The following is a 25773-nucleotide window of genomic DNA, read 5'->3' as shown; positions in this document are numbered from 1 at the left end:
TCCCTTTCCTTACTCGGCCGGATACGGGCTTTCGCCTCGATGTTCAGGCCCCTTACGATCGTCTTCGGCGTGGCTCGGGTCGTAGGTAAGCAAGGATTTGCGCAGTTTAGGCCCGATCCGTTTCTCGAAACCATCGGCAAGGCTGAAGGCTGCCGGGACGATGACCAAAGTGAGCAGGGTGGATAGCACTAGCCCCCCGATCACCGTCACGCCCATGGGCGCACGGAATGCGCCGTCACCGGACAGGGAGAGCGCGGTGGGCACCATGCCTGCGGTCATGGCCACTGTGGTCATGACAATCGGCTGGGCGCGTTTGTGGCCTGCGTCCATGATGGCGTCGAGCTTGTTCACCCCTTTCGCCATTTCCTCGATCGCGAAATCGATGAGGAGGATCGAGTTCTTGGCGACAATGCCGAGCAACATGAGGATGCCGATGTACACGGGCATCGAAATCGGCTGCCCTGCCACGGTCAATGCAAGCATCCCGCCCAACGGTGCCAACAGCAGAGAAGCCATGTTCACCAGTGGGGACACGAACCGCTTGTAGAGCAGCACAAGCACCGCAAACACCAGGAAGATGCCACTGACGACAGCGATCATGAAGTTGGCGATCATCTCGCCTTGCCACTTATCTTCACCCACCGGAGCGTTCGAGACCCCAGTTGGCAGGTTTCTCATGATGGGCAGCTTCTGGATCGCGGCCATCGCTGGGCCTTTGATCTGGCCTTCGCCAAGGTCTGCACCCACGAAAATGCGGCGGGACTGGTTATAGCGCTGGATCTGGGTGGGGCCTGCGCCAAAACGAATTTCCGCCACTCGGCTTAGCGGAACCGATCCGCCATTCGCGGTGGCGACCGGCAAGTTCTCGATCGTCGAAAAATCCCGGCGTGAGGTGCGGTCCAGCAGGACGCGGATCGGGATCTGGCGATCGCTGAGGGAGAACTTGGCGGTGTTCTGATCAATTTCGCCCAAGGTGGCGATGCGGATCGTCTGGCTCAGCGCGCCCGTCGTCACGCCCAGCTGCGCTGCCAGATCGAGCCGGGGAACGATGACGAGTTCCGGACGCTGCAGATCCGCGGCGATGCGAGGGGCGACGACTCCGGGGACCGAGCGCATCTGTTCGACCAGCGTTTGCGCTGTCTTGTTGAGCAATTCCGAATCGCTGCCGGAAAGCATCACGGAAATATCGCGCCCGCTACCGAAACCGCCCGACTGCGTGGCAAATGTCACGCGCGCATCGGGAATGTCTTGCAAGCTGGGCGCGAGGCGCCGTTCAAACTCGATGCTGGTGGCTTCACGCTCTTTCGCGGGCTTCAACGCGATATAAAGGGTGCCAGAGCCTTCTCCGGAAAACTCAAGCACCCGGTCGACTTCCGGCTGCTTCTCCAGCATGCGGGTGACGCGCCCCGTGACATCGGCGCTTTGTTCGAGCGTGGTGCCCGGCACCATCTCGATCTTCACCTCGCTGGTATCGTTGTTCGTATTGGGCTGGAACTGCTGAGGCAGCCCGGCAAGCAGCGCGAACGTTACTATAAGCGCGTAGATACTGGCGCAGAAGGCATAGAAGCGGTGGTCATGCATGCGCGCGATCACGCGGTCGGTAAAATAGCGGTACCAGCGACCGAACGCCCCAGCCGACACAACGCGCAGGCCCTTGCCGAGAGCCCATATCGCAACGGGAATTCCAAGCGGCGCCAGCACTGCCGCCAGTACGAAGGCAGACTTGGCCAGCCCCACCTTGGTCAGGAAGCCCTGAATGATCGAAAAGAGGAGCGTGGCTGAAGCAAGCCCCGCTGCAATGCAGGCGATGAATGCCACGGCGGCAGCGATGGCGTACCACCACGCGCGCGGTTGGGGCACGAGAGCGGCCTTGCGGTGTTGAGCTTCGCGGCTATCGAGCGTCCAGGCGAGGATTTTCATGTAGAAATCCATCGCTCGGCCACCGCCATGTTCGGCATGTCCGTGGGCTTTGAGGAAGTATGCGGCGACCATCGGCGTGATGATACGCGCCACGGCAAGGCTCATCAGGACGGCAGCAACTACAGTAAGGCCGAACGCCTTGAAGAACTGCCCGGGGATGCCCGGCATAAGACCTACCGGCAGGAACACCGCGACAATCGAGAACGTGGTGGCAACGACCGCCAGGCCGATCTCGTCTGCGGCGTCGATCGATGCCTGATAGGCGGATTTGCCCATTCGCATATGTCGGACGATGTTCTCGATCTCGACAATGGCGTCATCGACAAGAACGCCGGCAACCAAGCTAAGGGCGAGCAGCGATAGGAAGTTCAGCGAAAAGCCCAACAGGTCCATGAACCAGAACGTGGGGATCGCCGAAAGGGGGATAGCCAAGGCGGAAATCATCGTGGCGCGCCAGTCCCTCAGGAAAAGGTAGACGATGACGATCGCCAATACCGCACCCTCGACCAAGGCCTCCATCGAACTGGTGTACTGACCGCGCGTGTAATCGACCTGAGAGAATAATCGGGTGATGTGAACGTTGGGATTGGCCTTGCGAATTTCGTCGAGCTTCTTGGCAGCCTCGTCATAGACGGTCACGTCCGAAGCGCCGCGAGCGCGTTCGAAGCCGAACGTCACGACCTCGCGCCCTTCAACACGCGCCACGTCGGTGCGGTCGCTGTAACCGTCGAAGACGTTGGCGATGTCCGCCAGCTTGATCTGGCGACCGTTTCCAAGATTGATCCGTGTCTGCGACAGGGCGTAGGCATCCTGCGCGTTGCCCAGTACACGGACCGACTGACGGGACCCAGCGATTTCCGCCTGGCCACCCGCCGCGTCCACGTTCACCTGACGCAGGATATTGTTGACCTCAGCGGCACTCACCCCAAGCGAAATCATGCGATGGGGATCGACGACAACGCGGATTTCACGCGTGACGCCTCCGTCACGGCTCACCGTCGCCATGCCAGGGACGGACAGTAGGGACTTTGAGATGGTGTCATCGACAAACCAGCTCAGCTGCTCGATCGTCATATCGTCGGCAGCGACCGCGAAATACGCGAGCGACCCACCACCGCCCGCTTCAATCTTGGCAACCTGTGGTTCCAGGATGCCATCGGGCAGTTCGCCGCGGACCTGATCAATTGCGTTCTTGACCTGATTGGTCGCCACATCCGGGTTGGTGCCGACAGTAAAGGAAACGATGGTGGTCGATCGCCCTTCCGATGCAGTGGATTGCAACTCATCTACGCCCGGTATGGAGCGAACAGAGCCCTCGATGATTTGCGTGATCTGGGTTTCGATTTCTGTCGGAGCAGCGCCGGGCTGGGATACACTGACCCGCACTGCCGGAAGTTCGACATCCGGCATGTTGTTCACGTCCATACGGATGAACGAAACGATGCCCGCAATCATCAAACCGATGAAGAAAACGATCGGGATGATCGGGTTGCGGATCGACCAGGCCGAGATGTTACGCATGGGGCTGAAGCCGTCCGTCAGTTGCCGGCAGTGACAAGTCGCGCCTTGACCGTGTCACCATCGTTGAGAAAACCACCTGCCCGCAGCACGACCTTTTCGGTGCCAGTCAGGCCGGAGGCGACAGTGATGCCCTTGTCGGTGACCATGCCTGTCTTCACGGCTTTGCGATGGGCGATGTTCCTGGCATCGATGACGTAGACGAACGAGCCCTTCGCATCGCTCTGGATCGCAGATTCCGGCAGCATGGGCGCCACAACCGCGCCACTTTTGATCACTGCGCTGGCGAAGCCACCAGGACGCAGCGCCTTGTCGTACGGGAGCGCTATCCGGGCCGTGCCCTGGCGGGTGTTTGGATCGATGACGGGCGACAGCTGCCAGAGCTGACCGATGAAGGTTCTTGGTTGCCCGACCGGCGTGACTTTCGCCTCGACGCCGATCGACAGCGCAGCCAAATCGCCTTCCGAAAGAGTGGCGAGCAATTCCATCTCCCCGCCTTTGGCCAGTCGAAACAGAACACCGCTGCCCGATCCAACGACCTGCCCAAGCTCAACAGCGCGTTCCAGTACTAACCCGGCGGCGGGCGCGATGATATTGAGGCGGGCATTCTGCGCCCGTAATTGCCCAAGCGTCGCTTGCGCCACTTTCACTCGTGCCACGGCGGCATCGCGTGTGGCCGTGAGTTGATCGATGTCCGCCTTGGAGATGAATCCCCGATCCACCAGCTTCAGTCCGCGATCGAGATTGGATTGGGCGATGCGCGCGTCGGCGCGAGCCACTTCCACCTGGGCGGCCTGGCTCGCGGCGGACTGGGTCTGCACCGACCGATCGATCACCGCCAGAACCTGGCCCTGTTCAACCCAGTCGCCGGCATCGACGCGTATCTCGCGCACTTCGCCGCCTTCGCCGACCGATCCCACTGGCATCGGCCGCCTTGCAGCAAGCGCTCCGGTCGTGGAAATTTCCCCGGCCACCGTCGAACGTCCGGGCACCACTACGGAAACAACCGGGACCTGGGCGTCACCGGTGTTTGCCGGAGTCGCTTCTTCGCTGCGAATGAAGAACCAGACCACAACGACGATGGCAAACACGATCAGACCGATCACGGCGAGCCGGCGACGCGATGCCGCGCCCTGTAGCGCCTCCGGGATCACCGGGTCACCCTCTGCATCGACAACCACAGGCTCGCTGCTATGGGTCTGGCCTCGCTCAATTTTGCCGTCGTAGTTCATCAGTCACCGCAGCACACACGCACGTCTTGGGCGGCGCGTTTTCCTCCCGCCGCACGGAATGCGCCGTTCATCGAGAAGCGGTGCATCAATGTGGCCCAACCGCGACAATCCATAGACCCGGGGCCAATAAGTGGCAATCGTCCGTCAGCCCACGGGCGTTCTGCATCGACCAACGACATGATTGCGCGTTAGCGACTTTCACCATTATTTTATTGCTGATTGGAATAGAAAAGCGGCCGTGAACTTGTGCTCACGACCGCATAGTCGATGTCGGTGCGCGTTCGCGTTTTCAGAACTTTTGTTGGCGTTCGTACAAATCGCGATAATGTTGAATTCTGGTCACACGCAATCCCTGCATCCCGGAGCGATCCACAGCCCGTTGCCATGAAGCGAATTCTTCCAAGGTTAGGCAATAGCGATCGCACACTTCGTCGATCGAAAGCAGGCCGCCGTTAACCGCTGCAACGACTTCCGCTTTTCGACGCACAACCCACCGAGTGGTATTTGGTGGCGGCAAGGAATCGACCGTCAGCGGTTCACCGAGAGGGCCAATGACCTGTGCTGGACGGATTTTCTGGTTCTCGATCATGTCACCCTCGCTCATCGCTGGCGTTTACGTCAGCGACAGGCTTCGTATTGCCCTGAAGCGGCTTGCCATTGCTTGAACTATCAGGGTTAATGGCGTTTAAGGAAGTTTGGTAAGTATCGAGGGTCGACGCTGCGCAGCCATCGAAGCTGCCCCTCAACCGTAACCGAGTGGCCGCCAGATCCGCGCCTTGCGTACCCGCCGAACCTTGCGCAGCGAAGAGGCGCGAACGAAGCGCTTGCCAGTCGATCTGCTGAAGATCGGTCGGCAATTCCAGGTTCGCGACCTCGTCACTTGCGCGACCCGGCGCATCCCCTGTTTCCGGGGCTATATAGTTTCGTGCGATGTCCATGAACGGTCTATACCTGATCATGGTCAAGGGATCGTAAAGGCGCGGTTTACCGATTCTTCATGAACGGAGAGGGACGCAGTTCCCCGGCCGAAAAGACTGCCGGTAGGAATCCGGGGCTGAAAGCTGTATGGCGCGCAGGTAATGACTGTTTCCACCGATCTCCTGTCCGGCCTCGATGCTGCCGACCTGTTCCAGCTTTCCGGCCCGCTCAGTGCGCGGCGCATCGTGGTCGCCATGTCGGGCGGGGTGGACAGCTCCGTGGTAGCCGCGCTGGCGGCTGCCAGCGGCGCGGAAGTGATCGGGGTCACGCTCCAGCTTTACGACTATGGCGCTGCGACGGGCCGTAAGGGCGCCTGCTGTGCTGGCGACGACATCCGGGATGCCCGGGCGGTCGCCGATCGTCTGGGCATCGCACACTACGTCTTCGATCACGAAAGCGCATTTCGCGAAGACGTGGTCGAGCGCTTTGCCGATGACTATCTGGCAGGACGAACCCCGATTCCATGCATCCGCTGCAACATGGGTCCGAAATTCACCGACCTGCTGGCTATGGCCCGCGAACTCGGCGCCGATTGCCTGGCGACCGGGCATTACGTTCGCCGGGTGATGGGCGTGGCGGGGGCCGAACTGCATCGCGCCGCCGACCCCGCCCGCGACCAGAGCTATTTCTTGTATGGCACCACCGAAGCGCAGCTGGACTTCCTGCGCTTTCCGCTGGGTGGCTTGCCCAAGACCGAGACACGTCGGCTGGCCGAGGCGGCCGGACTGCGCAACGCGGCCAAGCCTGATAGCCAGGACATCTGTTTTGTGCCCGATGGGGACTACGCCAAGGTCATCCGCGCCGTGCGGCCCGAAGGCGAGGCGCCCGGTGACATCGTCCACGCCGAGAGCGGGGCAGTGCTTGGCGCTCATCGCGGCGTCATTCACTACACCGTAGGACAGCGGCGTGGTCTGGAGATCGGCGGCCAACCCGAACCGCTGTACGTTACCGGCATCGATGCGGACACCCGCCAGGTCCGGGTTGGGCCAAGGCGGCTTCTGGCGACGGCATCGGCGCGGGTGGTGGAAACCAATCGCATCGGTCCGCTGCCCGATGGGCCGCTGACGGCCAAAGTGCGCTCACTGGCCAAGCCTGTGCCCGTCACGCTGGAAGGTGCGCTTGGCGATGGCGTTGCCACGACGATCAGGTTCGATACCCCGGAATACGGTGTCGCCCCGGGGCAGGCGGCAGTGATCTACGCTGGCGAGCGGGTTATAGGCGGCGGCTGGATCGATTCGACGCAGAGCGCGATCTGAGATCGGTTTACCTGACCGTCAGTCGGTCCAGGGTTCGAGCTGACAGCCCCGTTCAGGCTGAAAATCTGCCGTCTGACGGGCCAACAGGGGAATTGAACCGGTAATCGTGCGACGGGCCGGATCCTCTGTTAGCGAGACCCGTGCTCCTATCCCGCCAAGGCCCGCGACTTTTGCGTCGCCTTCGCACGCGGCAAGCGATCGCCCGGATACATAACGGCAGATGCAACCCACCTGCGCACCGTAGGCCGCGCCAACCGTGGCTTCCTCGCGCAGTCCCTGCCATGCCCAGGCGACCCATGCTCCAAGCGCAAGCAACAACACGATCACCAGATTGCGCTTCCAGCGAGACGGTTGGCGAGTCGGGTAGCTGCCGGGAGTGGTCGTAGACCATCCGGCGTCTGCCTTGTCCCCGATTCCGGATTTCCCGGCTGTTGCCATTCTTCAGCGCCTCGCACATCACACCGCGCGTCATGCCGGTGCGCCGCCTCTCCCATATCCTCGCCATGCTTGCGCTTCCAGTCCTCGCCCTGACGAGCCTGACAAGCTGTGGAAAGTCGGAGACTGAGGGGCCACCGCCGCCCAGCGACAAAGCCCAGGCCGCCATCCGCGATGCTGGCGGCGCGCCCCGAACCGCGCTGGGCCGGGCGATCGACGCCGTGCTGGACGAGGAAGCAGTAGGCCGCACCGACGCGTTGCTGATCATGAAGCGCGGTTCGGTGATCGTTGAAACCTACGGCGAGGGGATCACCGCCCAAACTCCTTTGGCAGGGTGGAGCGCCGGGCAGTGCGTCACGGCACTGATGATCGGCCAGCTGGTGAGCGATGGCCGGTTGCGCCTGAACGAATCGGCGCCTGTTCCCGAATGGCAGCGCCCCGGCGATCCGCGCGGGATGGTGACGCTCAAGCAACTGTTGCAAATGCGCTCCGGCCTGCGTCATTCGGAAGGCGGATCCATCGGAACGGGCAGGCTTTCCGGCGAATCCGACCGCATGCGGATGCTGTTCCTCGATGGCCGGGACGATATGGCCGCCTATGCGGAAGCCCAGCCGCTCGAAGCACCGGCGGGGAAGCTGTTCGAACCGTCGACCGGCAGCGCGGTTATTCTGTCCGACCTTGCCGCGCGGGTGTTATCGCCGGATCGTGATCCTTCGCGGCGACGGGTAGCTGTGGGTGACTATCTCAAGAACCGCGTCCTGATCCCGATTGGCATGGGCTCCACGGTGGTGGGATATGATCGGGCCGGGACGATGATCGGATCGGGCATGATCCAATCCACCGCGAGAGACTGGGCAAAGCTGGGTGAGTTCCTGCGCCACACCGGATCGATCGGCGGCGCACAGATCCTGCCCCGTCGCTGGATTCAATTCATGCTGACGCCATCTCCGCGCGAAGCCGGGTACGGCGCGGGGGTGTGGTTGAACCGAGCCAGCGACAATTCAAGGCTCTATCCGGGATCAGCCCCGCGCACCATGTTCGCCTGCATCGGCGAACATGGGCAGTACGTGATCGGATCACCCGATCAGTTGATGACGGTAGTTCGGATTGGTCACAGCAGCGCGGCGCAGGAAGAAGCGGTCCACGATCGGCTCGGCAAACTGATGGCGCTGTTCCCCGGCGGGAAACTGTGACCGTCAGGCTTAGACCGTAAAGCTCTCACCGCAGCCGCACGCGCCTTTGGCATTGGGGTTGTCGAAGACGAAGCCTGCAGTGAAGTCGTCTTCCTTCCAGTCCATCACGCTGCCGACGAGATAGAGGACCGACGATCCATCGATGTAGAAGACGCCGCCCGGCGTTTCGATCTTCTCGTCGAACTTGGCTTCCTCGCTAACGTAATCGACCGAATAGGCCAGCCCCGAACACCCCCGACGCGGGGTGGACAGCTTCACGCCGATGGCGCCAGCGGGTGCTTCGCCCATGAGTTTGGCGATGCGCGCCTCGGCATTGGGCGTGAGCACGACGGCGGCGGGCCGTGCGCGGGCAGGGCGAGTGGTGGTCGTCGTCTCGGTCATGTCAGAGCATCCCCAGTTCGAGCTTCGCCTCGTCAGTCATCTTTGCCATGTCCCACGGCGGATCCCACACAAGGTTCACCTCGCAGTCGCGGACGCCCGGGACGGCGGCGACACGCATTTCAACTTCACCCGGCATCGATTCGGCGACCGGGCAATGCGGTGTCGTCAACGTCATCGTCACTGCGACGGAAGCGTCGGGCGATACGTCGACGCCATAGATAAGCCCCAGGTCGTAGATATTAACTGGGATTTCCGGGTCAAAAATCTCTTTGAGTGCAAAAATCACGCCGTCATAGATTTCGCCGCCGGGTGCTGCTGGGTCGGGGCTATGCGGCTTTTCCGCGAGGAACCCGTCAAGATAGTCGCGCTTGCGTTCCAGCTTCGCCGCCGGTGCCTCTGCGTCGTCCACGCGTGCGCGGGGCGGTACGGGCGCGGTGTCCACTTCCTCTACATTGAAGGCAGGGGCAGAGCGGGTGTCGTCTTCACTCATCCGAAAATTCTCCGTGTGCGCTCGATCCCTTTCAGGAGCGCCTCGATGTCGGTTTCGTCGCTGTAGAGGCCAAAGCTGGCGCGGGCGGTGGCGGGTACGCCAAGGTGCTCCATCAGCGGTTGTGCGCAGTGATGCCCGGCGCGGATCGCGACGCCTTCCTCGTCTAATATGGTGCCGAGGTCGTGCGGATGCACCCCGTCCAGCGCGAAACTTACGATGCCCAGCGAGTCTTCCGGTCCGAACAGGGTCACATCGTTCCGCTTGCGCAATTCGCCGCGAAGCAATGTAGCCAGATCACGCTCGTGCTTTTCGGCGCGATCGAGGCCGACATCTGTAAGCCAGTCCATCGCCGCCGCCATGCCGAGCGCCTCGATGATGTTAGGCGTCCCCGCTTCGAACCGCTGGGGGGCAGGGGCGTAAGTGGTCTGATCGAACGTGACACGATCGATCATGGCTCCACCACCCTGCCAGGGTTGCATCGCGTCCAGGATTTCCTTGCGCGCCCACAACACGCCGATACCGGTCGGGCCATAAAGCTTGTGCGCCGAGAACGCATAGAAGTCGCAATCGAATGCCGCCATGTCGAGCGCCAGGCGCGGCGCTGCCTGGCAACCATCGATCAACAGCTTGGCCCCCACCGCATGAGCGAGCTTCGCAGCGTGTTCCACGTGGAGCACGGAACCGAGCACGTTCGACACATGCGCAAACGCAACCAGCTTGTGCGCCGGTGTAAGCATCCGCTCGGCTGCTTCCAGATCGATGCGGCCATCGTCGGTCAGTGGGCAGACGTCAATTTCGACGCCCGTCTTGTCCCGCAACAATTGCCACGGGACGATGTTGGAATGGTGCTCCAGCATCGACAACAGAATGCGATCACCGGCCTTCAGGTTGGCGACGCCCCAAGTCTGCGCGACGAGGTTGAGCGATTCCGTCGCGCCGCGGGTGTAGACGATCTCGTCCTCGTGCGCGTTCATGAAGGTAGCGACGCGGCGGCGCGCTGCCTCGAACGCAAGGGTCATGTCGGCGGAGCGGGCATAGACGCCGCGATGGACGGTAGCATAGTCCTCCCCCATCGCGCGCACGGTGGCCTCGATGACGGCCAACGGCTTTTGCGACGTGGCCGCCGTATCAAGATAGTGCCATTCGCGACCATCAGCGCGCGGGGCGAGGCCGGGGAACTGGTCCTTCAACACCAGCTCGCCGGTTTCGAGTGTGTCGGTCGTCACAGAATCGCCTCCAGCCGGTTAAGCGCTGCTTCGCTCAGCGCTTCTTCGCCGGGAGCGCCGGTAAACGCCTCGGCAATGAACGCCTGCAGCATAAGGCGCTTGGCCTGTGCGGGTGTCAGGCCACGGCTCATCAGATAGAACAGGCCTTGCGCATCGAGTTCGCCAACCGCGCAACCGTGGGCCGCCTTGACGTCGTCCGCATAGATTTCCAGCTCGGGCCGGGCGTTTGCCGTGGCGGTCCGTTCAAGTAACATCGCTCGCACCGACTGTTCCGCATCCGTGCCATCCGCGCCACGTTCCACGGCAATGCGGCCGAGGTAGGTGCCAGTGGAATGGCCAGCCAGCACGGTGCGGATGATTTGCGCGGAGGTGGCATTCAGCGCCGTGTGAGTAACTTCAGTGACAATCTCCAGCGTTTCCTCGCCCGTGGCGAGCTGTGCGGCGCCCAGCATGAAGTCCGCCCCTTCGCCAAGTCGCACGTCAATCGCGATACGACCGTAAACGGGGCCAGCGGTCAGGATGCGACAGTCGAATTTGGCGCCTTTGCCAAGGGTGATCGTAAGATGACGGGCTACCGCGCTTTCGCCGGTCTCGACGATCTGGTGCGATCCTTCCTGCCCTTCGCCGATCTCGATCGTCTCAGGCACGATCGGCCACAGATCTCCCAGGCGACCGATGTCCGAATACCGGAAATCCTCGTCCTTGCGGGAAGGCAGGGTCATCTCGACGTTCATGCCGCCGTCTCTTGCACCACCGCCTCGTAGCCTTCTTCCTCAAGGCGCAAAGCAAGGTCCGCGTTGCCGGACTTGACGATGCGTCCGGCGGCCAGGACATGGACGAAGTCAGGCTTCACGTAATCGAGCAGGCGCTGGTAGTGAGTGATCAGCAACACCGCTTTGTCGGGCTTGCGCATGATTGCGTTTATGCCTTCACCGCAGATGCGCAATGCGTCGATGTCGAGACCGGAATCGGTTTCATCCAGGATCGCCAGCTTGGGATCGAGGATGCCCATCTGGACCATCTCGGCGCGCTTCTTCTCGCCGCCCGAAAAGCCAACGTTCACCGGGCGCTTGAGCATGTCCATGTCCATGCGCAACAACGCGGCCTTCTCGCGCGCCAGCTTCAGGAACTCGCCGCCGGACAGTGGCTCCTCGCCCCGCCCTTTGCGCTGAGCGTTGGCTGCTTCGCGCAGGAACTGGACGAACGACACGCCCGGAATCTCAACTGGATACTGGAATCCAAGGAACAGGCCTGCGGCAGCGCGCTCATGCGGCTCCAGCTCGAAAAGGTCCTGCCCTTCGAACGTGGCGGATCCCCCGGTCACTTCGTAGCCAGGACGCCCGCCGAGGGTGTAGCCCAGAGTCGACTTGCCGGCACCGTTCGGACCCATGATTGCATGGATTTCACCGGGATTGATCGTCAGCGAGAGACCCTTGAGAATCGGCTTGTCGGCGACGGTGGCCTGGAGGTTGTTGATTTCGAGCATGGTCATCCTTCGTCGCTCATGAAGTTCGCGCCGGAATGCGCAGCGACTTTCTTGCGGGCATTGCGTTTGTCAAAAGGCACGGCCAGTTCGACGTTGATCTCGCGCATGACGGCATCGACACCGGCCAGCACTTCGTCTTCGGAAAAGCGCAGCACGCGGATGCCGACTTCGGTCAGCTTCCGGTCCTGAAGCTCGTTGACGTCGGGGTTTGATTCCTCAGCGCTCAACTGGATCACGATCCAGCGCGACGGGCAGGCGAAATCGACGATGGCCGATCCGACGACCGACTGGCGAATGAATTTTACGCCTGCCTGCTTCGAGCCGGAAAGCTGTGACCACAGGGCCTTTTGCGCTTCGGTGGGATTGCGCCGCTGATCGCGCGCGCGCTCCTTCAGCGTTTCCAAGCGCGCACCGGTCGCCGCGAAGTTGGCTTTCACGTCGGCCTTCGGAGCGCCCGAGGCGAGGCTTATGCCCAAAGTCTTGCGGGCGGCGGTCATGGTAGAAGTCCTTGTGTCATTCATGGATGTGGCCGGGGCGAGGGTGATCAACCCACGCTTCCTTCCAGGCTGATTCCGAGCAGTTTCTGCGCTTCGACCGCGAACTCCATCGGCAGTTGCTGCAGCACTTCCTTGGCGAACCCGTTGACGATCAACGCCACGGCGCTTTCAGTGTCGAGGCCGCGCTGCATGGCATAGAACAGCTGATCGTCGCTGATCTTGCTGGTCGTTGCCTCATGCTCGATCTGGGCGCTGGGATTGCGCACTTCGATATACGGCACCGTGTGCGCGCCGCATTCCTTGCCGAGCAGCAGCGAATCGCATTGCGTGAAGTTGCGCACGCCTTCGGCATTGGCGGCCACGCGGACCAATCCGCGATAAGTGTTGTTGGATTTGCCCGCAGAGATGCCTTTCGAGATGATCGTCGAACGGCTGCCTTTGCCGTTATGGATCATCTTCGTGCCGGTATCGGCCTGCTGGTAGTTGTTGGTCACGGCGACCGAATAGAACTCGCCGACCGAATCCTCTCCGTTAAGGACGCAGCTAGGGTACTTCCACGTGATCGCAGAGCCGGTTTCCACCTGAGTCCAGCTGATCTTGCTGCGGGCGCCCTGACACAGGCCTCGCTTGGTCACGAAGTTGTAGATGCCGCCCTTGCCCTCGGCATTGCCGGGATACCAGTTCTGGACGGTTGAATACTTGATCTCCGCATCTTCCATCGCGACCAGTTCGACCACGGCGGCGTGAAGCTGGTTTTCGTCGCGCATCGGGGCGGTGCAGCCTTCCAGATAGGATACGTAGCTGCCCTTTTCGGCGACAATCAGCGTGCGTTCGAACTGGCCGGTATTTTCCGCGTTGATGCGGAAATACGTGCTCAGTTCCATCGGACAGCGGACGCCTTCGGGAATGTAGACGAATGTCCCGTCCGAAAAGACCGCACAGTTGAGCGTCGCGAAATAGTTGTCGTTCACCGGCACGACGCGGCCGAGCCACTTCTTCACCATTTCGGGAAATTCGCGGATCGCTTCAGAGATGGAGCGGAAGATGACACCTGCCTGCTCCAGTTCCTTGCGGAACGTGGTGGCTACCGACACCGAATCGAACACTGCGTCCACAGCGACCTTGCGCGCGCCTTCAACCCCGGCGAGCACTTTCTGCTCCTCCAGCGGAATGCCAAGCTTTTCGTAGACGCGAAGGATTTCCGGATCGACTTCATCCAGGCTGGCCAGCGTGTCCTTCTTCTTGGGAGCAGCCCAGTAGTAGGATTCCTGGTAGTCGATCGGCGGGACGTTCAGCTTCGCCCAGTCCGGTGGTGTCATTTCCAGCCACCGAGCGTATGCCTTCAGCCGCCAGTCCAGCATCCACTCCGGCTCGTCCTTCTTGGCCGAGATGAAGCGGATCGTATCCTCTGACAGACCCTTGGGCCCGTATTCCTGCTCGATGTCCGATGACCAGCCGTGTTCGTAATCAGCCACGCGCGCGGCCGCGTCATGCGCGGCCTGATCGCGCAGGGGAGCGTCCAGCTCGGCGATGCGTGTCGTATCCTCGGTCATTCAAACTTCCTTGACGAGTTGGGTCAACGCAACTTGGGCAAGCGCGCCGCGCACAGCGGCGTTCACCTGCGGCCAGTGACCCTTCACGTTACAATTGTCTTCCAGCGTGCAATCGTTCCGCACCGGATCGAGGCAGGCCGTCAGCGCGATCGGCCCATCCACTGCCTCGACAATGTCGGCAAGCGAAATTGCTGCAGGTGGACGCGCCAGCTTGAGGCCGCCCCCGGCGCCTCGCGACGAGCGCATCAGCCCTGCGGCGGTCAGCTTGCTGACGATCTTCTGCACCGTTGGCACCGGTAAATGCGTTTCCTCAGCCAGTTGGGCGGCGGAAACGCGCCCGCGGGTGCGCAACGCCGTTGGGCCTGCAAGTTCCATTACCGCGCACGTGCCGCAATGCTTCGCAGCAGCAGACATGATGATGACAGCATAATCTGCCATACTGGACAGGCGCATAAATGAAATTTCCAAGGCGATTCTGAATGCGAGCAATTCGCTCCGATTTCACCTAATGGCTTGGACGCTCAGTTTCAATGGCGGATTTCAGCCGAGATGGGCGGCTGTCCATCTTATGTCATGCCCTGATCATGGCATAAAGGTTGCGGATTGTTCCATCGCCCGCGACCGCGTTGTTGTTGCTGCCACGGACGAAAAAAAGCGGCTACCGGCGCAAGGTCGATAGCCGCTTGAAGTTATAAAGAACTCGAACGCGTAGCGTGACGAGCCCTTCGGGTCGCGATATTCGTGTATGCGGCGGCTGACGCAATTCATTGTATAAACGCGACAACTCGCGGCGGCATTTCGTCCCCCGTGGCACTCCGAAAGTCGTTTGGCCGTCAAAGAAGCATTTGAGCAACAGTGCTTCCGTGTTTATGCGCCACACCGTGCTGTACTCACTGATCAAGCCCGCCCTTTTTCGAATCGATGCAGAAAAGGCTCATGGTCTAGCCTTGTCCGCGTTGAGGTTGTCCCCCTCCGCGCCGCCTTCGGTTCCGGCATCCTTGAATACGACAGTGGCGGGTGTCTCCTTCCCCAATCCGGTTGGCATGGCCGCCGGGTTCGACAAGAATGCGGATGCGCCCGACGCATTGCTGGGCCTCGGGTTCGGATTCGCGGAGGTTGGGTCGATCACGCCACTGCCGCAGTCCGGCAATCCCAAGCCCCGGCTGTTCCGGCTGGTAGAAGATCGTGCCGTCATCAACCGAATGGGATTCAACAATGCCGGCGCCAAGGCTGCTATCGATCGTTTGGAAGCCCGGGCCGGCCAATCCGGCGTGGTCGGCATCAATATCGGGGCAAACAAGGACTCGACCGATCGGGTGGCGGATTACGCCATTATGGCAAAGCTGATGGCCCCGTTGGCGAGCTATCTGGCAGTCAACATTTCCAGTCCCAACACGCCCGGCCTTCGTGCCCTGCAGGACGAATCGGCGCTCACCGGTTTGTTGGACGCGGTCATCGAGGCGCGCGACAACGCATGCGGCGATAGCCGTCGTCCGCCGATCTTCCTCAAGGTCGCTCCCGATCTGGAGCCGGCCGATATCGATGCCATCGCCAGGATTGCCATCGACAGGCAACTGGGCGCTCTGATTGTTTCCAACACCACCATATCGCGGCCGACGCTATCGTCCATGCATCGTGACGAGAGCGGGGGGCTGTCCGGCGCGCCGCTGCGTGATCTTGCCCAGCAGCGCCTGCGCGATTTCCGCAAGGCGACGGGGGGTGCGGTCCCGCTGATCGGCGTCGGCGGTATCGCTACGGCTCACGACGCATGGGACCGTATCCGGGCAGGGGCCAGCTTGGTGCAGCTCTACAGTGCGATGGTCTATGAAGGCCCGACGATTGCCCGTGCAATTTGCAAGGGTTTGGTCGACTTGATGAAGCGGGATGGCTTTGCGTCGATTGCAGAAGCGGTAGGAAACGAATAACCACTCCTGCAATGTCCAGAAGTCTGACCTTGGGGATCCTTGCCCCGTTCGCTCTGGCGCTCGCTAGCTGTGCGACGTCCGTCACTCGCCCTCCCATAACCGCGAGCGCCCCTGCCGTCTTCGATGCCGGCATGGTGAGCGCCGCCGACCCAAGGGCAGCTCAGGCCGGCGTGGACATTCTTCGGCGTGGCGGCAGTGCCACGGACGCCGCGATCGCAACGATGCTGGCGCTGACGGTGGTGGAGCCGCAAAGCTCGGGGATTGGCGGCGGCGGTTTTGTCATGCTGGGCGACGAGCAGGGTCATGTCCAATCCTGGGATGGACGAGAGGCGGCACCAAAGGCGGCTACCCCTTCGAGGTTCCTCGACCAGTCCGGACAACCTTTGCCGTTCAGGCAGGCCGTAGTCGGCGGATTGAGTGTGGGCGTCCCCGGCAATATCGCACTCGCTGCCAAGCTTCATGCCGCGTACGGAAAGCTATCGTGGGCAGAACTGTTCGAGCCGGCGATCAAGCTGGCTCGTGATGGCTATCGCCTGAGTAAGCGCGGGTACGATTCGCTGGCGCGCAGTCCGGATTCCGGTGCCCATGCCTCCGAAGCGCGTGCCCTTTATTATGGCCCAAATGGTGAGCCGGTCCCCATCGGTTCCGTTATTCACAATCCGGCGCTGGCCAAAACCCTGACGATGCTTTCGCGTCGAGGTGCAGATGGCTTTTATGCCAGCGATCTGACGACGCAGATCGCGGCTAAGGTTGCGGCGGAAACTCCATCCGATGGCAAGATGACGCGGGCGGACATCGCCGGGTTCACGGCCAAGACCCGGCCCGAAGTTTGCGCGAAATACCGCGTCTACCGGATCTGTAGCATGGGGCCGCCATCGTCCGGGGCAACGACGGTACTGGCGACCCTGGTGCAGCTGGAGGGTTTCGATCTATCGGCGCTGGGTCCGGATTCGCCGGTTGCCTGGCACCTGATCGCGGAATCGCAGCGGCTTGCCTACGCCGACCGCGAACTGTTTCTGGCCGATCCGGACTTCGTTTCGGTTCCAGTCAATGCGCTTCTCGACCGCGCCTATCTGCGCCAGCGCGGGGCGCTTATTTCGGCGGACCGGACAATGGCTGCGGTGTCAGCGGGTCTGCCCGCCCCACATCTGGCGGCCGGTGAGGGGCCGCCAGAGCGTGGAACCTCGCATTTCGTCGTCGTCGATCGACAGGGTAACGCCGCGTCTTGGACATCGACCATCGAAAGCGCCTTTGGTTCGGGTCTGATGGTCGGCGGTTTTTATCTGAACAATGAACTGACCGACTTCAGCTTCGTGCCGAGCAAGGATGGCGTGATCGTCGCCAATCGGGTCGAAGGCGGGAAACGCCCGCGCAGTTCAATGGCGCCGACGCTCGTCTATGGGGCCGATGGGAAGCTGCTCTTCGTGGTCGGCGCGGCCGGTGGTGCGACGATCCCGGTGCAGGTCATACGCGCCCTGATCGGGGTGCTGGACTGGAAGCTGCCAGTCGCAAAGGCACTCGATCTCCCCGTGCTATATGCACCGACCGACACCGTGACCGTGGAAAAAGGATCTAAGCTGGAGGCAATGATCCCGGCGCTGGTCAATCTGGGGCATGCTTCGGTCAAAAGTGCAGACATGCCGTTGAAGACCAACGCGGTCGAAGTGGTGAACGGGAGACTTTCGGGTGCAGGCGATCCACGAAGCGAAGGTGTAGCACTTTCGGAGTAAGGCCGGCTCGGACGCAATCCCACGGGCCGGTTGCCGCAACCTGCAACCGACCCTAGACGTTGCACGCACAGAACGCTGAGATGGGGGCCGCCTTGGAAATCGCCGACTTCGACAGGAGCGCAAACGTCGTCTCGCTGTTCCTCGCTCGCGCCGATGCTTTGGGCGACGTGCCCATGCTTTGGGCGAAACGGGATGGAAACTGGGTCGCGATAAGCTGGGCCGAGGCTGCCCGACGGGTCTGCCTGCTGGCATCGTCACTGCGCCGTCTGGGGCTTCAGGCGGGCGAGCGTGTGGTGATCGTATCGGAAAACCGGCCGGAGTGGTGCATTGCCGATCTGGCGATCATGGCGGCAGGGTGCGTCACCGTGCCGACGTACACCACCAACACGACCCGCGATCATATTCATATCCTGGAGAATTCCGGCGCGCGGGCGGCAATAGTCTCGACGGCAAAGCTGGGACGCATCTTGTTGCCCGCCATCGTCCAGACCGACATGTGCCGCCATGTAATCGGTATTGAACCGCTTGTATCATTACAGGGTGGCACCTTCGACACACGTGAGTGGGCCAGCCTGCTCGACGGCGATGCGTCAGCGGCTCGGGCAGAAGTGAATGAGCGTATCGCCAAGATCGGTCGCCGTGATCTCGCCTGCATTATCTACACCAGTGGCACAGGCGGAGCGCCGCGTGGGGTGCGCCAGCATCATGGGATGCTGCTTTCCAATGTGGCCGGCGCTGCTCAGGTCATCGATCAGGATTTCGGATGGGACCAAGGGCCGGAAAACCGGGAAATTTTCCTGTCGTTCCTGCCCCTGAGCCATGCTTACGAGCATACCGGGGGACAGCTTCTGCCGATCGGCCTAGGCGGGCAGATCTATTATTCGGAAGGTCTCGACAAACTCGCTGCCAATATCGAAGAAGTTCGCCCCACCGTGATGGTGGTGGTGCCTCGCCTGTTCGAAGTTCTGCGGACACGAATCATGCGCCAGATCGAAAAGCAGGGCGTGGTCGCGAACCGACTGATGGATTGGGCGGTCGCGGGGGGAGCACGCCGTCAGGCCGGAAAGCGCAAGATCATGGATTATCCCATAGATCTGCTGATCGAGCGCACCTTGCGTCCCAAAGTCAGGGCGCGCTTTGGTGGCAGGATCAAGGCCATGGTTTCGGGTGGCGCGCCGCTCAATCCTGAGATCGGGGTGTTCTTCGATGCGATGGGGCTGACCTTGTTGCAGGGCTATGGCCAGACCGAAGCTGGCCCGATCATCAGCTGCAACCGACCTTCAGCGGGCGTCAAGTTTGACACGGTCGGTCCACCGCTGCGCGGAGCGGAGGTTCGCATTGCCGAGGATGGAGAAATCCTCGTTCGTGGCGAACTGGTAATGGACGGCTATTGGCAGAACGAGGCTGCCAGTGCCAATGTGCTGAAGGACGGCTGGCTTCATACCGGGGACGTGGGCCATTTCGACGACAAGGGCCGGATCGCCATCACCGATCGCAAGAAGGACATGATCGTCAACGACAAGGGCGACAATGTCTCTCCGCAAAAAATCGAGTCCATGCTGACCCTGCAGCCCGAGATAGCGCAGGCTTTGGTTTCGGGAGATCGCCGCCCCTATATCGTCGGACTGATCGTGCCGGATGCCGACTGGGCGTTGCAATGGGCGCGAGACAACGGCGACACGTTCGATTTTCGCAAATTGCAGGATCTGCCGACTTTTCGCGCTGCACTTCGTGCCGCGATCGATCGCGTGAATGCGGACATATCGGTCATCGAAAAGGTTCGTCAGTTCGCCTTCGCGGACGAGCCTTTCTCGATCGAGAACGAAGAGATGACGCCTAGCCTGAAGATCCGCCGCCACAAATTGAAGGAGCGTTACGGCGCAAGGTTGGACGCATTATACAAAGTGTGAGCGCGGTCCAAAGCGGCTCCGCGGCCCACACTGGAATGGGTTGTGCGGCGAATAACATAATAAAAATTGGCAACGGCATGGGCCCTCGCGGAGTTGGGACAGCAAACAGATGCTAATTATTGCCGGAAAATTGCCGAATGCGCGCCTTTGCCTGTCCCAATTGCAGCCGATTGAATCATTTCGAAGTTCGGGTCTGCCCCGGCTGTAACGCGACCCTCGGGTATGACCCCGCTATCGATGGATTCCGCTTTCTGGCGGACAATGCGACGGTGTGGCGTGATGCGGAGGGCAAGACTGCCGACGTCGTCGTATGCGGCAACAACAATGCCTATCAGATCTGCAATTGGTTGGTCGATACGCATGATCATACGTCGATGTGCCGGGCATGCCGCCATAATCGCACCATCCCCGATCTGTCCGAACCCTCGGTGCCAAAGCGCTGGGCGAAGATCGAAGAAGCCAAACGGCGGCTTTTCCATTCGCTGATCAAGCTGGGGCTTCCGCTCGAAACCAAAGCAACGGCAAAAGCAGGAACGCAGGGTCTGGCATTCGATTTTCTGTATGATCCGGTGGCGGAAAAGGCTGGAACGCCCAAAATCACAACCGGTCATGATGGGGGCCTGATAACCCTCAACCTGATCGAAGCAGATGACGCCAAACGCGAGCGTATGCGTAACGCGATGGGAGAACCCTATCGCACGCTGCTTGGGCACTTTCGCCATGAGGTCGGCCATCATTACTGGTCGCGTCTGGTAGAGCCGGATGTCGCTGCCCTGGAAGCGTTTCGCGGGGTCTTCGGTGACGAGCGGGTTGATTATCAGGCAAGCCTGAAGGCTCACTACGGAAACGGGAAGTCGAAAGTCTGGACCGACGCCTACGTCAGTTTCTACGCGACGTCACACCCCTGGGAGGATTTCGCGGAAACGTTCGCTCATTACCTCCACATCGTTGACGTCACCGCTGCAGCTACCGGGTTCGATTTGTCGCTGGCGATGCCCGGACAGCGTAAAGGCCGGCAGGTAAGGCCGAACTTTGATCCCTACACCGCAACGACGCATGCCTTGGTGGAAGCAATGGGGCCGCTGTCATTCGCCATGAACGCGATCAATCGATCGATGGGCCTGCCGGACCTTTACCCCTTTCATCTGTCGGACGCGATCGTGGTCAAACTGGACTACGTCCGCAACATGGTCGCAAACGCCAGAGGCAGCTCTATCGCTTGCCAGTCTCCCGACGCGCAGGTCGCCGCCTGAGCACCAGCGCTCAGGCGATTTCCTTTTCGATGAACTCAGGAAAGAAGCTGGGTTCGCGATCCGACCAGCCGGGCGCGGTGGCCGCGGCTTCGCTGATGGAGTGAAGCAAATCGCGCCGACGGTCAGGCAGGATATGCGGCAAGGCGCCCGCACCGCAGAACGCAGCGGGCAGCCACGGGCGAACCCAAGCCCCCAGAAGGCGTTCGTACAAGAACCGAAATGCCGAGAAGCAGGTGATCTTTTCCTGGGCCAGATCGTAGGCTGCGACGGTCATCAGCTTTCCCATGAACACTTCGATATCGTCAAACCCGATATCGTCCGGCCGCATGTCGCGAAGGTCCGCCAGCAATTCGTAGGCCATATGCTGGCCGCGTATCGAATCGGCTTCGTCCGAATCGCGTGCCCATAATGTGAGCGCATCCTGGCGGCCTAGGCCGATATCCAGACTGCGGCGGATGTACCGCTGCTCGCACGCCGAAAAGCTTGCGAATTCGCGCAATTCATTGATCGCTAGCGTAGCAGAACCTGGTTGGGTCATCATCGTGGTCCCCGTGCCGTGAAAGCCTTTCCCTCCACATGACCGATTAAAGCACGAGTTTTCTTACTGACAAGTTTACCATCGCAGACGAAAAGCACGAAATGTACCGCTTTCGCACAAACGCTGGTCCGCTGGACGTCAGATAAGGCCAGCAAGCGGGCTGGACGGATCGGCGTAGCGGCGGGTCTGCATCCTGCCCGCGAGATAGGCATCGCGCCCCGCCTGAACCGCCAGCTTCATCGCGCGGGCCATGCGGATCGGGTCTTTGGCTTCGGCAATGGCGGTGTTCATCAGTACACCGTCGCACCCAAGTTCCATAGCCACAGCCGCTTCCGATGCAGTTCCCACGCCTGCGTCCACCAGCACCGGAACCTTAGCGCCTTCAACGATCAGGCGGACCGTGACCTTGTTCTGGATCCCCAAGCCCGAACCGATCGGAGCGCCCAGAGGCATAACCGCGACGGCGCCCACTTCTTCCAGCTGGCGCGCGGCGATAGGATCATCGACGCAATAGACCATCGGCTGGAAGCCTTCCTTGGCCAGCACTTCCGTTGCCTTCAGCGTCTCGCGCATATCGGGGTAGAGCGTGCGCGCCTCGCCCAGCACTTCCAGCTTTACGAGATCCCATCCTCCGGCTTCGCGAGCCAGACGCAGGGTGCGGATCGCATCGTCGGCCGTGAAGCAGCCGGCGGTGTTGGGCAGATACGTGATCTTCTTGGGATCGATATAGTCTGTCAGCATCGGTGCCGAGGGATCGGATACGTTGACCCGGCGGACGGCGACGGTGACGATTTCGGCCCCACTGGCTTCCACGGCAGCGGCGTTCTGCTGAAAGTCCTTGTACTTGCCGGTTCCCACGATCAATCGCGACGTGAACGTGCGGCCTGCCACAGTCCAGGTGTCGGCAGTCGAAATATCGGCAGGGGTATCAATCACGGGGCGCATCCTTTCAGGAGCGTTGGATATGGGGCGTGGAAACGGAAAGTCAGCCGCCGCCGACGAAATGCACGATTTCCAGTACATCGCCATCCGCCAGGATCACGTCGCCCAATGTTGAGCGGGGAGCGATTTCAGCGTTGCGTTCCACCGCGACCTTTTTTGGATCCAGCCCAAGGCTGGTGACGAGATCGGTAATGCTCGAGCCTCGCGCAATTCTGCGGGGCTCACCATTCACGGTAAGCAGAAGTTCGTCAGCCATGCGGTTGCGCCATAACGCTCAGTGCGCGGCGTGCAAGTTCCGAATGTGGGCAAGGCCGACAAGGGTCACGCCAAGGATCGTCAGGATTGCTTCGGGCAGGCCGTGGCCGACAAGGATGGCCGCTCCCATCAGCGCAAGACCGATCGCGCCGATCACCAGAGGGGCGACCCGGCCATGACGGGCGACCCCGAAGCCAAGCGAAACAATGCCGACAACCAGCGCGATGCCAAGACCGATACGGTGGATCTCTGGCGAAAGCAGCGCTTCGCCGCCAAAGCCCAATATCCCGACAAGGACGACACCTAAAACGCAATGCACGGCACACAGGCCGCTCAGAATGATGCCGGCCCGATCCAATCGGTTTCGAATCGCTATGATGGCGGTGCGCATTTCTGCCATCTATGTTATGTTGTATCATTGCGCAAGACTTGATGCTGTCGCGATCCGAACTCTAGAGGGGGTATTGCTTAAACCGCCTCAAGATCGCAGGGATGCTCCATGGTGAGAGACGCTGACGCATGAGAGTGAACGACGGACGCCCGCTGATCGGTACGAGCGACGACATCGATCCCATGGTGCGCTGGCTGCTGAGCGTGGCGGCGCTGGTCGTGCTTATCGTGGCGATTGGCGGGATAACTCGGCTGACCGAATCAGGGCTGTCGATCACGCAGTGGAAGCCGCTGACCGGCGCAATTCCGCCGTTGACCGATGCGCAGTGGCAGGCGGAATTTGCAGCGTACAAGCGTATCCCCCAATATATCGACGTGAACGGCCCGGCCGGGATGACGCTGGCGGACTACAAGTTCATCTACTTCTGGGAGTGGGCGCACCGGCTGATTGCCCGGGTGATCGGGCTGGTCTTCGCGCTGCCTTTGGCATGGTTCTGGTTCAGGCGCACGATCCCGGGCGGATACAAGCCCCGGCTTCTGGCGCTGTTGGCATTGGGCGGGCTGCAGGGCGTGGTCGGTTGGTGGATGGTATCCTCCGGCCTCAGCGCCGAGGCGCTGGACCGGGTAAGCCATTTCCGTCTTGCCGCGCACTTGCTCGTCGCCTTGCTGACATTGGGCGGACTGGTGTGGACCGCGCTCGACCTGAAGGCCTTGAAGCGCGGCGAGCCGCCGGCCAGGCTCACCCGCTTCGGACTGATCGTGCTGGGCGCTCTGGTCTTCCAATTGTTCATGGGCGCGATGGTCGCGGGGTTGCGATCGGGCGTTGTGGCCGGCGCTGGGTGGCACAACTGGGATGCATGGCCGTTGATGCAGGGGCGCTTTTTCCCTGAGGGTGTCGAGTGGGCGAGAGGCTTCTTCCACGCCCTCGTCAACGATCCCTACCTTACTCACTTCGTCCACCGCTGGTGGGCCTGGGTAGTGGTGGTCCTGCTGGTCATGATGGGACGCCGGTTGCGGGCACGCAACGACCGCAAGGCGTCGATCGCCCTGCACAGTGCATTCGGCGTCCAGGTGTTGCTCGGAATCGTCACGGTCTGGTCCGGCGTAGCGCTGTGGCTGGCCGTCGCCCATCAGCTGTGCGGCGCGCTTCTGGTCGCGGCGACGGCATGGGGCGCGCATGGGGTTGGGCGTCGGCCTGCGACCGGAAACCACCTGCCGCAAACCTAACGGTATCATTATACCTCTCTGCAAACCGGCAGTCTGCTTGACTTACGAGGGGTTTTGGACGAATTGGCCGCCTTCCGCGCAACCTTGCAGATTCGTTCTGACGGCTGGCGCTCGAAATACATAGGGATAGACCAGCCATGAAGGCGCTTACGAAGGTCACCCGGTCGATCAAGCCGGCCGAGGTGGAAAAGAAGTGGCATCTTATCGATGCCGAGGGTCTGGTGGTTGGCCGTCTCGCGGTCGTCATTGCAGACCTCCTGCGCGGCAAGCACAAGCCGAGCTTCACCCCGCACGTTGATTGCGGCGATCACGTCGTCGTCATCAACGCCGAGAAGGTGCGCTTCACCGGCAACAAGCTCAAGCAGCAGACCTACTACAAGCACACCGGTTATGCCGGCGGCATCAAGGAAGTTACCGCGGACAAGGTCCTTGCAGGTCGCTTCCCCGAGCGCGTGCTTGAGAAGGCGGTTGAGCGCATGATCCCCCGTGGTCCGCTGGGCCGCGCCCAGATGCGCGCTCTGCACCTCTATGCCGGCACCGAACATCCCCATGGCGGCACCCAGCCCGAAGCGCTCGACGTCGCTTCCATGAACCGCAAGAACAAGGTGGGCGCGTAATGTCTGATACCGATTCCGTTCAGAGCCTGTCCGACCTCAAGGACATCACCGGCGACGTTGCTGTAAACGCTGACGAAACCTCTGCTCCCACTCCCAAGGTGTCGAACGCTCCGCTGCGCGAGCAGCAGATCGATGCCCAGGGCCGTGCCTACGCCACCGGTCGCCGCAAGGACGCCGTGGCTCGCGTGTGGATCAAGCCCGGTTCGGGCAAGGTCACCGTCAACGGCCGCGACCAGGAAGTGTACTTCGCTCGTCCGACCCTGCGCCTGGTGATCAACCAGACGTTCCAGGTCGCTGGCCGTGAAGATCAGTACGACGTGATCGCCACCGTCAAGGGTGGTGGCCTTTCGGGCCAGGCCGGCGCTGTGAAGCACGGTATCGCCCAGGCCCTGTCGAAGTACGAGCCTGCCCTGCGTGCCGCCGTGAAGGCTGCCGGCTTCCTTACTCGCGATCCGCGCGTCGTCGAGCGTAAGAAGTACGGCCGCGCCAAGGCACGTCGTAGCTTCCAGTTCTCGAAGCGCTAATCGCTTCCAGAACTTCGGCTTGCAAAAGGGGTCGCGGGAAACCGCGGCCCTTTTTTGTGCCCGCCGCCAAGCGGCACCGGCGGACGGATGCGCCGGGGTTTAGTTGATGAAACACAACCGCGCGCGGGGTCGTCCGTAAGCGATCGAATCGACGGTGTGAAAGAGCGGACGGGAGTATAGCGACTGGCCCCAATGTAGGAAAATCGGCGGTCGGCCGGTCCCCTCGTGGGCCGTCGAACCGGCTCCGGTCCCGAAAATCATTGTCTCCGTCACCTGCAGTGCCCTACCAAGCGGCTT

General features: G+C 61.4%; 26 protein-coding genes. 9 read left to right on the top strand and 17 right to left on the bottom strand.

The window, feature by feature from the left end; genetic code table 11:
• Positions 1-9 precede the first annotated feature (9 nt).
• The 4 genes from ACZ1JM_RS13460 to ACZ1JM_RS13445 all read right to left on the bottom strand — a co-directional run bounded on the left by ACZ1JM_RS13460 (position 10) and on the right by ACZ1JM_RS13445 (position 5608).
• Entirely contained in the window at positions 10-3441 is a 3432-nt protein-coding gene (locus ACZ1JM_RS13460) for an efflux RND transporter permease subunit (protein ID WP_465132889.1), read from the bottom strand.
• Positions 3442-3458: 17 nt separating this feature from the next.
• Positions 3459-4670 (bottom strand): efflux RND transporter periplasmic adaptor subunit, encoded by a 1212-nt coding sequence (locus tag ACZ1JM_RS13455; RefSeq protein ID WP_465132888.1) that lies wholly within the window; start codon positions 4668-4670, stop codon positions 3459-3461.
• A 289-nt stretch (positions 4671-4959) separates the two neighbouring features.
• Complete coding sequence (gene sciP, locus ACZ1JM_RS13450; RefSeq protein ID WP_465135076.1) at positions 4960-5259, bottom strand: CtrA inhibitor SciP; 300 nt, start codon at positions 5257-5259, stop codon at positions 4960-4962.
• 1 nt (position 5260) lies between these two features.
• Entirely contained in the window at positions 5261-5608 is a 348-nt protein-coding gene (locus tag ACZ1JM_RS13445; protein WP_465132887.1) for a hypothetical protein, read from the bottom strand.
• A gap of 141 nt (positions 5609-5749) precedes the next feature.
• Here ACZ1JM_RS13445 and mnmA point away from each other — a divergent pair, with 141 nt between their 5' ends.
• Positions 5750-6904, top strand: coding sequence for a tRNA 2-thiouridine(34) synthase MnmA (gene mnmA / locus ACZ1JM_RS13440; protein ID WP_465132886.1), 1155 nt, complete (start codon positions 5750-5752; stop codon positions 6902-6904).
• Positions 6905-6922: 18 nt separating this feature from the next.
• On the opposite strand, the gene ACZ1JM_RS13435 is transcribed toward mnmA, so the two are convergent.
• Entirely contained in the window at positions 6923-7342 is a 420-nt protein-coding gene (locus tag ACZ1JM_RS13435; RefSeq protein WP_465132885.1) for a hypothetical protein, read from the bottom strand.
• Positions 7343-7374: 32 nt separating this feature from the next.
• Here ACZ1JM_RS13435 and ACZ1JM_RS13430 point away from each other — a divergent pair, with 32 nt between their 5' ends.
• A complete protein-coding gene (locus tag ACZ1JM_RS13430) occupies positions 7375-8532 on the top strand; it encodes a serine hydrolase domain-containing protein (RefSeq protein ID WP_465135075.1) in 1158 nt (385 codons plus the stop codon).
• 9 nt (positions 8533-8541) lie between these two features.
• Here ACZ1JM_RS13430 and ACZ1JM_RS13425 read toward each other — a convergent pair whose 3' ends face one another.
• From ACZ1JM_RS13425 to ACZ1JM_RS13390, 8 genes are read right to left on the bottom strand one after another with little or no spacing between them, the layout of a single operon-like run.
• Positions 8542-8913 (bottom strand): HesB/IscA family protein, encoded by a 372-nt coding sequence (locus tag ACZ1JM_RS13425; RefSeq protein ID WP_465132884.1) that lies wholly within the window; start codon positions 8911-8913, stop codon positions 8542-8544.
• Position 8914: 1 nt separating this feature from the next.
• Complete coding sequence (locus ACZ1JM_RS13420) at positions 8915-9403, bottom strand: SUF system Fe-S cluster assembly protein (protein ID WP_465132883.1); 489 nt, start codon at positions 9401-9403, stop codon at positions 8915-8917.
• A complete protein-coding gene (locus tag ACZ1JM_RS13415; protein ID WP_465135074.1) occupies positions 9400-10599 on the bottom strand; it encodes an aminotransferase class V-fold PLP-dependent enzyme in 1200 nt (399 codons plus the stop codon). The genes ACZ1JM_RS13420 and ACZ1JM_RS13415 overlap by 4 nt, the downstream gene beginning before the upstream one ends.
• A gap of 26 nt (positions 10600-10625) precedes the next feature.
• The gene (locus tag ACZ1JM_RS13410; protein ID WP_465132882.1) at positions 10626-11363 is read right to left on the bottom strand and encodes a SufD family Fe-S cluster assembly protein; all 738 of its coding nucleotides are present in this window, start codon (positions 11361-11363) and stop codon (positions 10626-10628) included.
• The gene (sufC, locus tag ACZ1JM_RS13405; protein WP_465135073.1) at positions 11360-12115 is read right to left on the bottom strand and encodes a Fe-S cluster assembly ATPase SufC; all 756 of its coding nucleotides are present in this window, start codon (positions 12113-12115) and stop codon (positions 11360-11362) included. The genes ACZ1JM_RS13410 and sufC overlap by 4 nt, the downstream gene beginning before the upstream one ends.
• Positions 12116-12117: 2 nt before the next feature.
• Positions 12118-12612 carry an endonuclease domain-containing protein gene (locus tag ACZ1JM_RS13400; protein WP_465132881.1) on the bottom strand — a complete coding sequence of 165 codons (495 nt, stop codon included), beginning with the start codon at positions 12610-12612 and terminating at the stop codon, positions 12118-12120.
• A 47-nt stretch (positions 12613-12659) separates the two neighbouring features.
• A complete protein-coding gene (sufB, locus tag ACZ1JM_RS13395; RefSeq protein ID WP_465132880.1) occupies positions 12660-14165 on the bottom strand; it encodes a Fe-S cluster assembly protein SufB in 1506 nt (501 codons plus the stop codon).
• Positions 14166-14618: an RrF2 family transcriptional regulator gene (locus ACZ1JM_RS13390; protein ID WP_465132879.1), complete on the bottom strand. Its 453-nt coding sequence runs from the start codon at positions 14616-14618 to the stop codon at positions 14166-14168.
• Between the two features lie 416 nt (positions 14619-15034).
• Between ACZ1JM_RS13390 and ACZ1JM_RS13385 the strand changes: the two genes are divergently transcribed.
• The 4 genes from ACZ1JM_RS13385 to ACZ1JM_RS13370 all read left to right on the top strand — a co-directional run bounded on the left by ACZ1JM_RS13385 (position 15035) and on the right by ACZ1JM_RS13370 (position 20983).
• Positions 15035-16090 carry a quinone-dependent dihydroorotate dehydrogenase gene (locus ACZ1JM_RS13385; protein WP_465132878.1) on the top strand — a complete coding sequence of 352 codons (1056 nt, stop codon included), beginning with the start codon at positions 15035-15037 and terminating at the stop codon, positions 16088-16090.
• 11 nt (positions 16091-16101) lie between these two features.
• Entirely contained in the window at positions 16102-17820 is a 1719-nt protein-coding gene (gene ggt / locus ACZ1JM_RS13380) for a gamma-glutamyltransferase (RefSeq protein WP_465132877.1), read from the top strand.
• Between the two features lie 92 nt (positions 17821-17912).
• Positions 17913-19730 (top strand): AMP-dependent synthetase/ligase, encoded by a 1818-nt coding sequence (locus tag ACZ1JM_RS13375; protein ID WP_465135072.1) that lies wholly within the window; start codon positions 17913-17915, stop codon positions 19728-19730.
• Positions 19731-19900: 170 nt separating this feature from the next.
• Positions 19901-20983, top strand: a complete 1083-nt coding sequence (locus ACZ1JM_RS13370) for a zinc-binding metallopeptidase family protein (RefSeq protein ID WP_465132876.1) — start codon at positions 19901-19903, stop codon at positions 20981-20983.
• 10 nt (positions 20984-20993) lie between these two features.
• Here the strand turns inward: ACZ1JM_RS13370 and ACZ1JM_RS13365 are convergent, their stop codons facing one another.
• From ACZ1JM_RS13365 to ACZ1JM_RS13350, 4 genes are all read right to left on the bottom strand, one after another.
• Positions 20994-21521, bottom strand: coding sequence for a hypothetical protein (locus ACZ1JM_RS13365; protein ID WP_465135071.1), 528 nt, complete (start codon positions 21519-21521; stop codon positions 20994-20996).
• A 138-nt stretch (positions 21522-21659) separates the two neighbouring features.
• Complete coding sequence (locus ACZ1JM_RS13360) at positions 21660-22457, bottom strand: bifunctional sulfur carrier protein/thiazole synthase protein (protein ID WP_465132875.1); 798 nt, start codon at positions 22455-22457, stop codon at positions 21660-21662.
• Between the two features lie 49 nt (positions 22458-22506).
• Complete coding sequence (gene thiS, locus ACZ1JM_RS13355; protein WP_465132874.1) at positions 22507-22719, bottom strand: sulfur carrier protein ThiS; 213 nt, start codon at positions 22717-22719, stop codon at positions 22507-22509.
• Between the two features lie 18 nt (positions 22720-22737).
• Positions 22738-23109, bottom strand: a complete 372-nt coding sequence (locus tag ACZ1JM_RS13350) for a MerC domain-containing protein (RefSeq protein ID WP_465132873.1) — start codon at positions 23107-23109, stop codon at positions 22738-22740.
• Between the two features lie 128 nt (positions 23110-23237).
• Here ACZ1JM_RS13350 and ACZ1JM_RS13345 point away from each other — a divergent pair, with 128 nt between their 5' ends.
• From ACZ1JM_RS13345 to rpsI, 3 genes are all read left to right on the top strand, one after another.
• Positions 23238-24335 (top strand): COX15/CtaA family protein, encoded by a 1098-nt coding sequence (locus ACZ1JM_RS13345; RefSeq protein ID WP_465132872.1) that lies wholly within the window; start codon positions 23238-23240, stop codon positions 24333-24335.
• A gap of 137 nt (positions 24336-24472) precedes the next feature.
• A complete protein-coding gene (rplM, locus tag ACZ1JM_RS13340; RefSeq protein ID WP_465132871.1) occupies positions 24473-24952 on the top strand; it encodes a 50S ribosomal protein L13 in 480 nt (159 codons plus the stop codon).
• The gene (gene rpsI, locus ACZ1JM_RS13335) at positions 24952-25476 is read left to right on the top strand and encodes a 30S ribosomal protein S9 (protein ID WP_465132870.1); all 525 of its coding nucleotides are present in this window, start codon (positions 24952-24954) and stop codon (positions 25474-25476) included. Before rplM ends, rpsI begins: the two co-directional genes overlap by 1 nt.
• Positions 25477-25773 lie beyond the last annotated feature (297 nt).

This window comes from Novosphingobium sp. BL-S-24, from assembly GCF_055521575.1.
Note: the sequence above shows the minus strand (reverse complement) of the source record. Positions and strands in the feature narration are given on the sequence as shown.

Excerpts from the sequence above, each read along its gene's own strand:
- ACZ1JM_RS13460 (WP_465132889.1), bottom strand. The coding sequence starts at position 3,441 with ATGCGTAACATCTCGGCCTGGTCGATCCGCAACCCGATCATCCCGATC.
- ACZ1JM_RS13455 (WP_465132888.1), bottom strand. The coding sequence starts at position 4,670 with ATGAACTACGACGGCAAAATTGAGCGAGGCCAGACCCATAGCAGCGAG.
- sciP (WP_465135076.1), bottom strand. The coding sequence starts at position 5,259 with ATGATCGAGAACCAGAAAATCCGTCCAGCACAGGTCATTGGCCCTCTC.
- ACZ1JM_RS13445 (WP_465132887.1), bottom strand. The coding sequence starts at position 5,608 with ATGGACATCGCACGAAACTATATAGCCCCGGAAACAGGGGATGCGCCG.
- mnmA (WP_465132886.1), top strand. The coding sequence starts at position 5,750 with ATGACTGTTTCCACCGATCTCCTGTCCGGCCTCGATGCTGCCGACCTG.
- ACZ1JM_RS13435 (WP_465132885.1), bottom strand. The coding sequence starts at position 7,342 with ATGGCAACAGCCGGGAAATCCGGAATCGGGGACAAGGCAGACGCCGGA.
- ACZ1JM_RS13430 (WP_465135075.1), top strand. The coding sequence starts at position 7,375 with ATGCCGGTGCGCCGCCTCTCCCATATCCTCGCCATGCTTGCGCTTCCA.
- ACZ1JM_RS13425 (WP_465132884.1), bottom strand. The coding sequence starts at position 8,913 with ATGACCGAGACGACGACCACCACTCGCCCTGCCCGCGCACGGCCCGCC.
- ACZ1JM_RS13420 (WP_465132883.1), bottom strand. The coding sequence starts at position 9,403 with ATGAGTGAAGACGACACCCGCTCTGCCCCTGCCTTCAATGTAGAGGAA.
- ACZ1JM_RS13410 (WP_465132882.1), bottom strand. The coding sequence starts at position 11,363 with ATGAACGTCGAGATGACCCTGCCTTCCCGCAAGGACGAGGATTTCCGG.
- sufC (WP_465135073.1), bottom strand. The coding sequence starts at position 12,115 with ATGCTCGAAATCAACAACCTCCAGGCCACCGTCGCCGACAAGCCGATT.
- ACZ1JM_RS13400 (WP_465132881.1), bottom strand. The coding sequence starts at position 12,612 with ATGACCGCCGCCCGCAAGACTTTGGGCATAAGCCTCGCCTCGGGCGCT.
- sufB (WP_465132880.1), bottom strand. The coding sequence starts at position 14,165 with ATGACCGAGGATACGACACGCATCGCCGAGCTGGACGCTCCCCTGCGC.
- ACZ1JM_RS13390 (WP_465132879.1), bottom strand. The coding sequence starts at position 14,618 with ATGCGCCTGTCCAGTATGGCAGATTATGCTGTCATCATCATGTCTGCT.
- ACZ1JM_RS13385 (WP_465132878.1), top strand. The coding sequence starts at position 15,035 with ATGCGCCACACCGTGCTGTACTCACTGATCAAGCCCGCCCTTTTTCGA.
- ggt (WP_465132877.1), top strand. The coding sequence starts at position 16,102 with ATGTCCAGAAGTCTGACCTTGGGGATCCTTGCCCCGTTCGCTCTGGCG.
- ACZ1JM_RS13365 (WP_465135071.1), bottom strand. The coding sequence starts at position 21,521 with ATGACCCAACCAGGTTCTGCTACGCTAGCGATCAATGAATTGCGCGAA.
- thiS (WP_465132874.1), bottom strand. The coding sequence starts at position 22,719 with ATGGCTGACGAACTTCTGCTTACCGTGAATGGTGAGCCCCGCAGAATT.
- ACZ1JM_RS13350 (WP_465132873.1), bottom strand. The coding sequence starts at position 23,109 with ATGCGCACCGCCATCATAGCGATTCGAAACCGATTGGATCGGGCCGGC.
- ACZ1JM_RS13345 (WP_465132872.1), top strand. The coding sequence starts at position 23,238 with ATGAGAGTGAACGACGGACGCCCGCTGATCGGTACGAGCGACGACATC.
- rplM (WP_465132871.1), top strand. The coding sequence starts at position 24,473 with ATGAAGGCGCTTACGAAGGTCACCCGGTCGATCAAGCCGGCCGAGGTG.
- rpsI (WP_465132870.1), top strand. The coding sequence starts at position 24,952 with ATGTCTGATACCGATTCCGTTCAGAGCCTGTCCGACCTCAAGGACATC.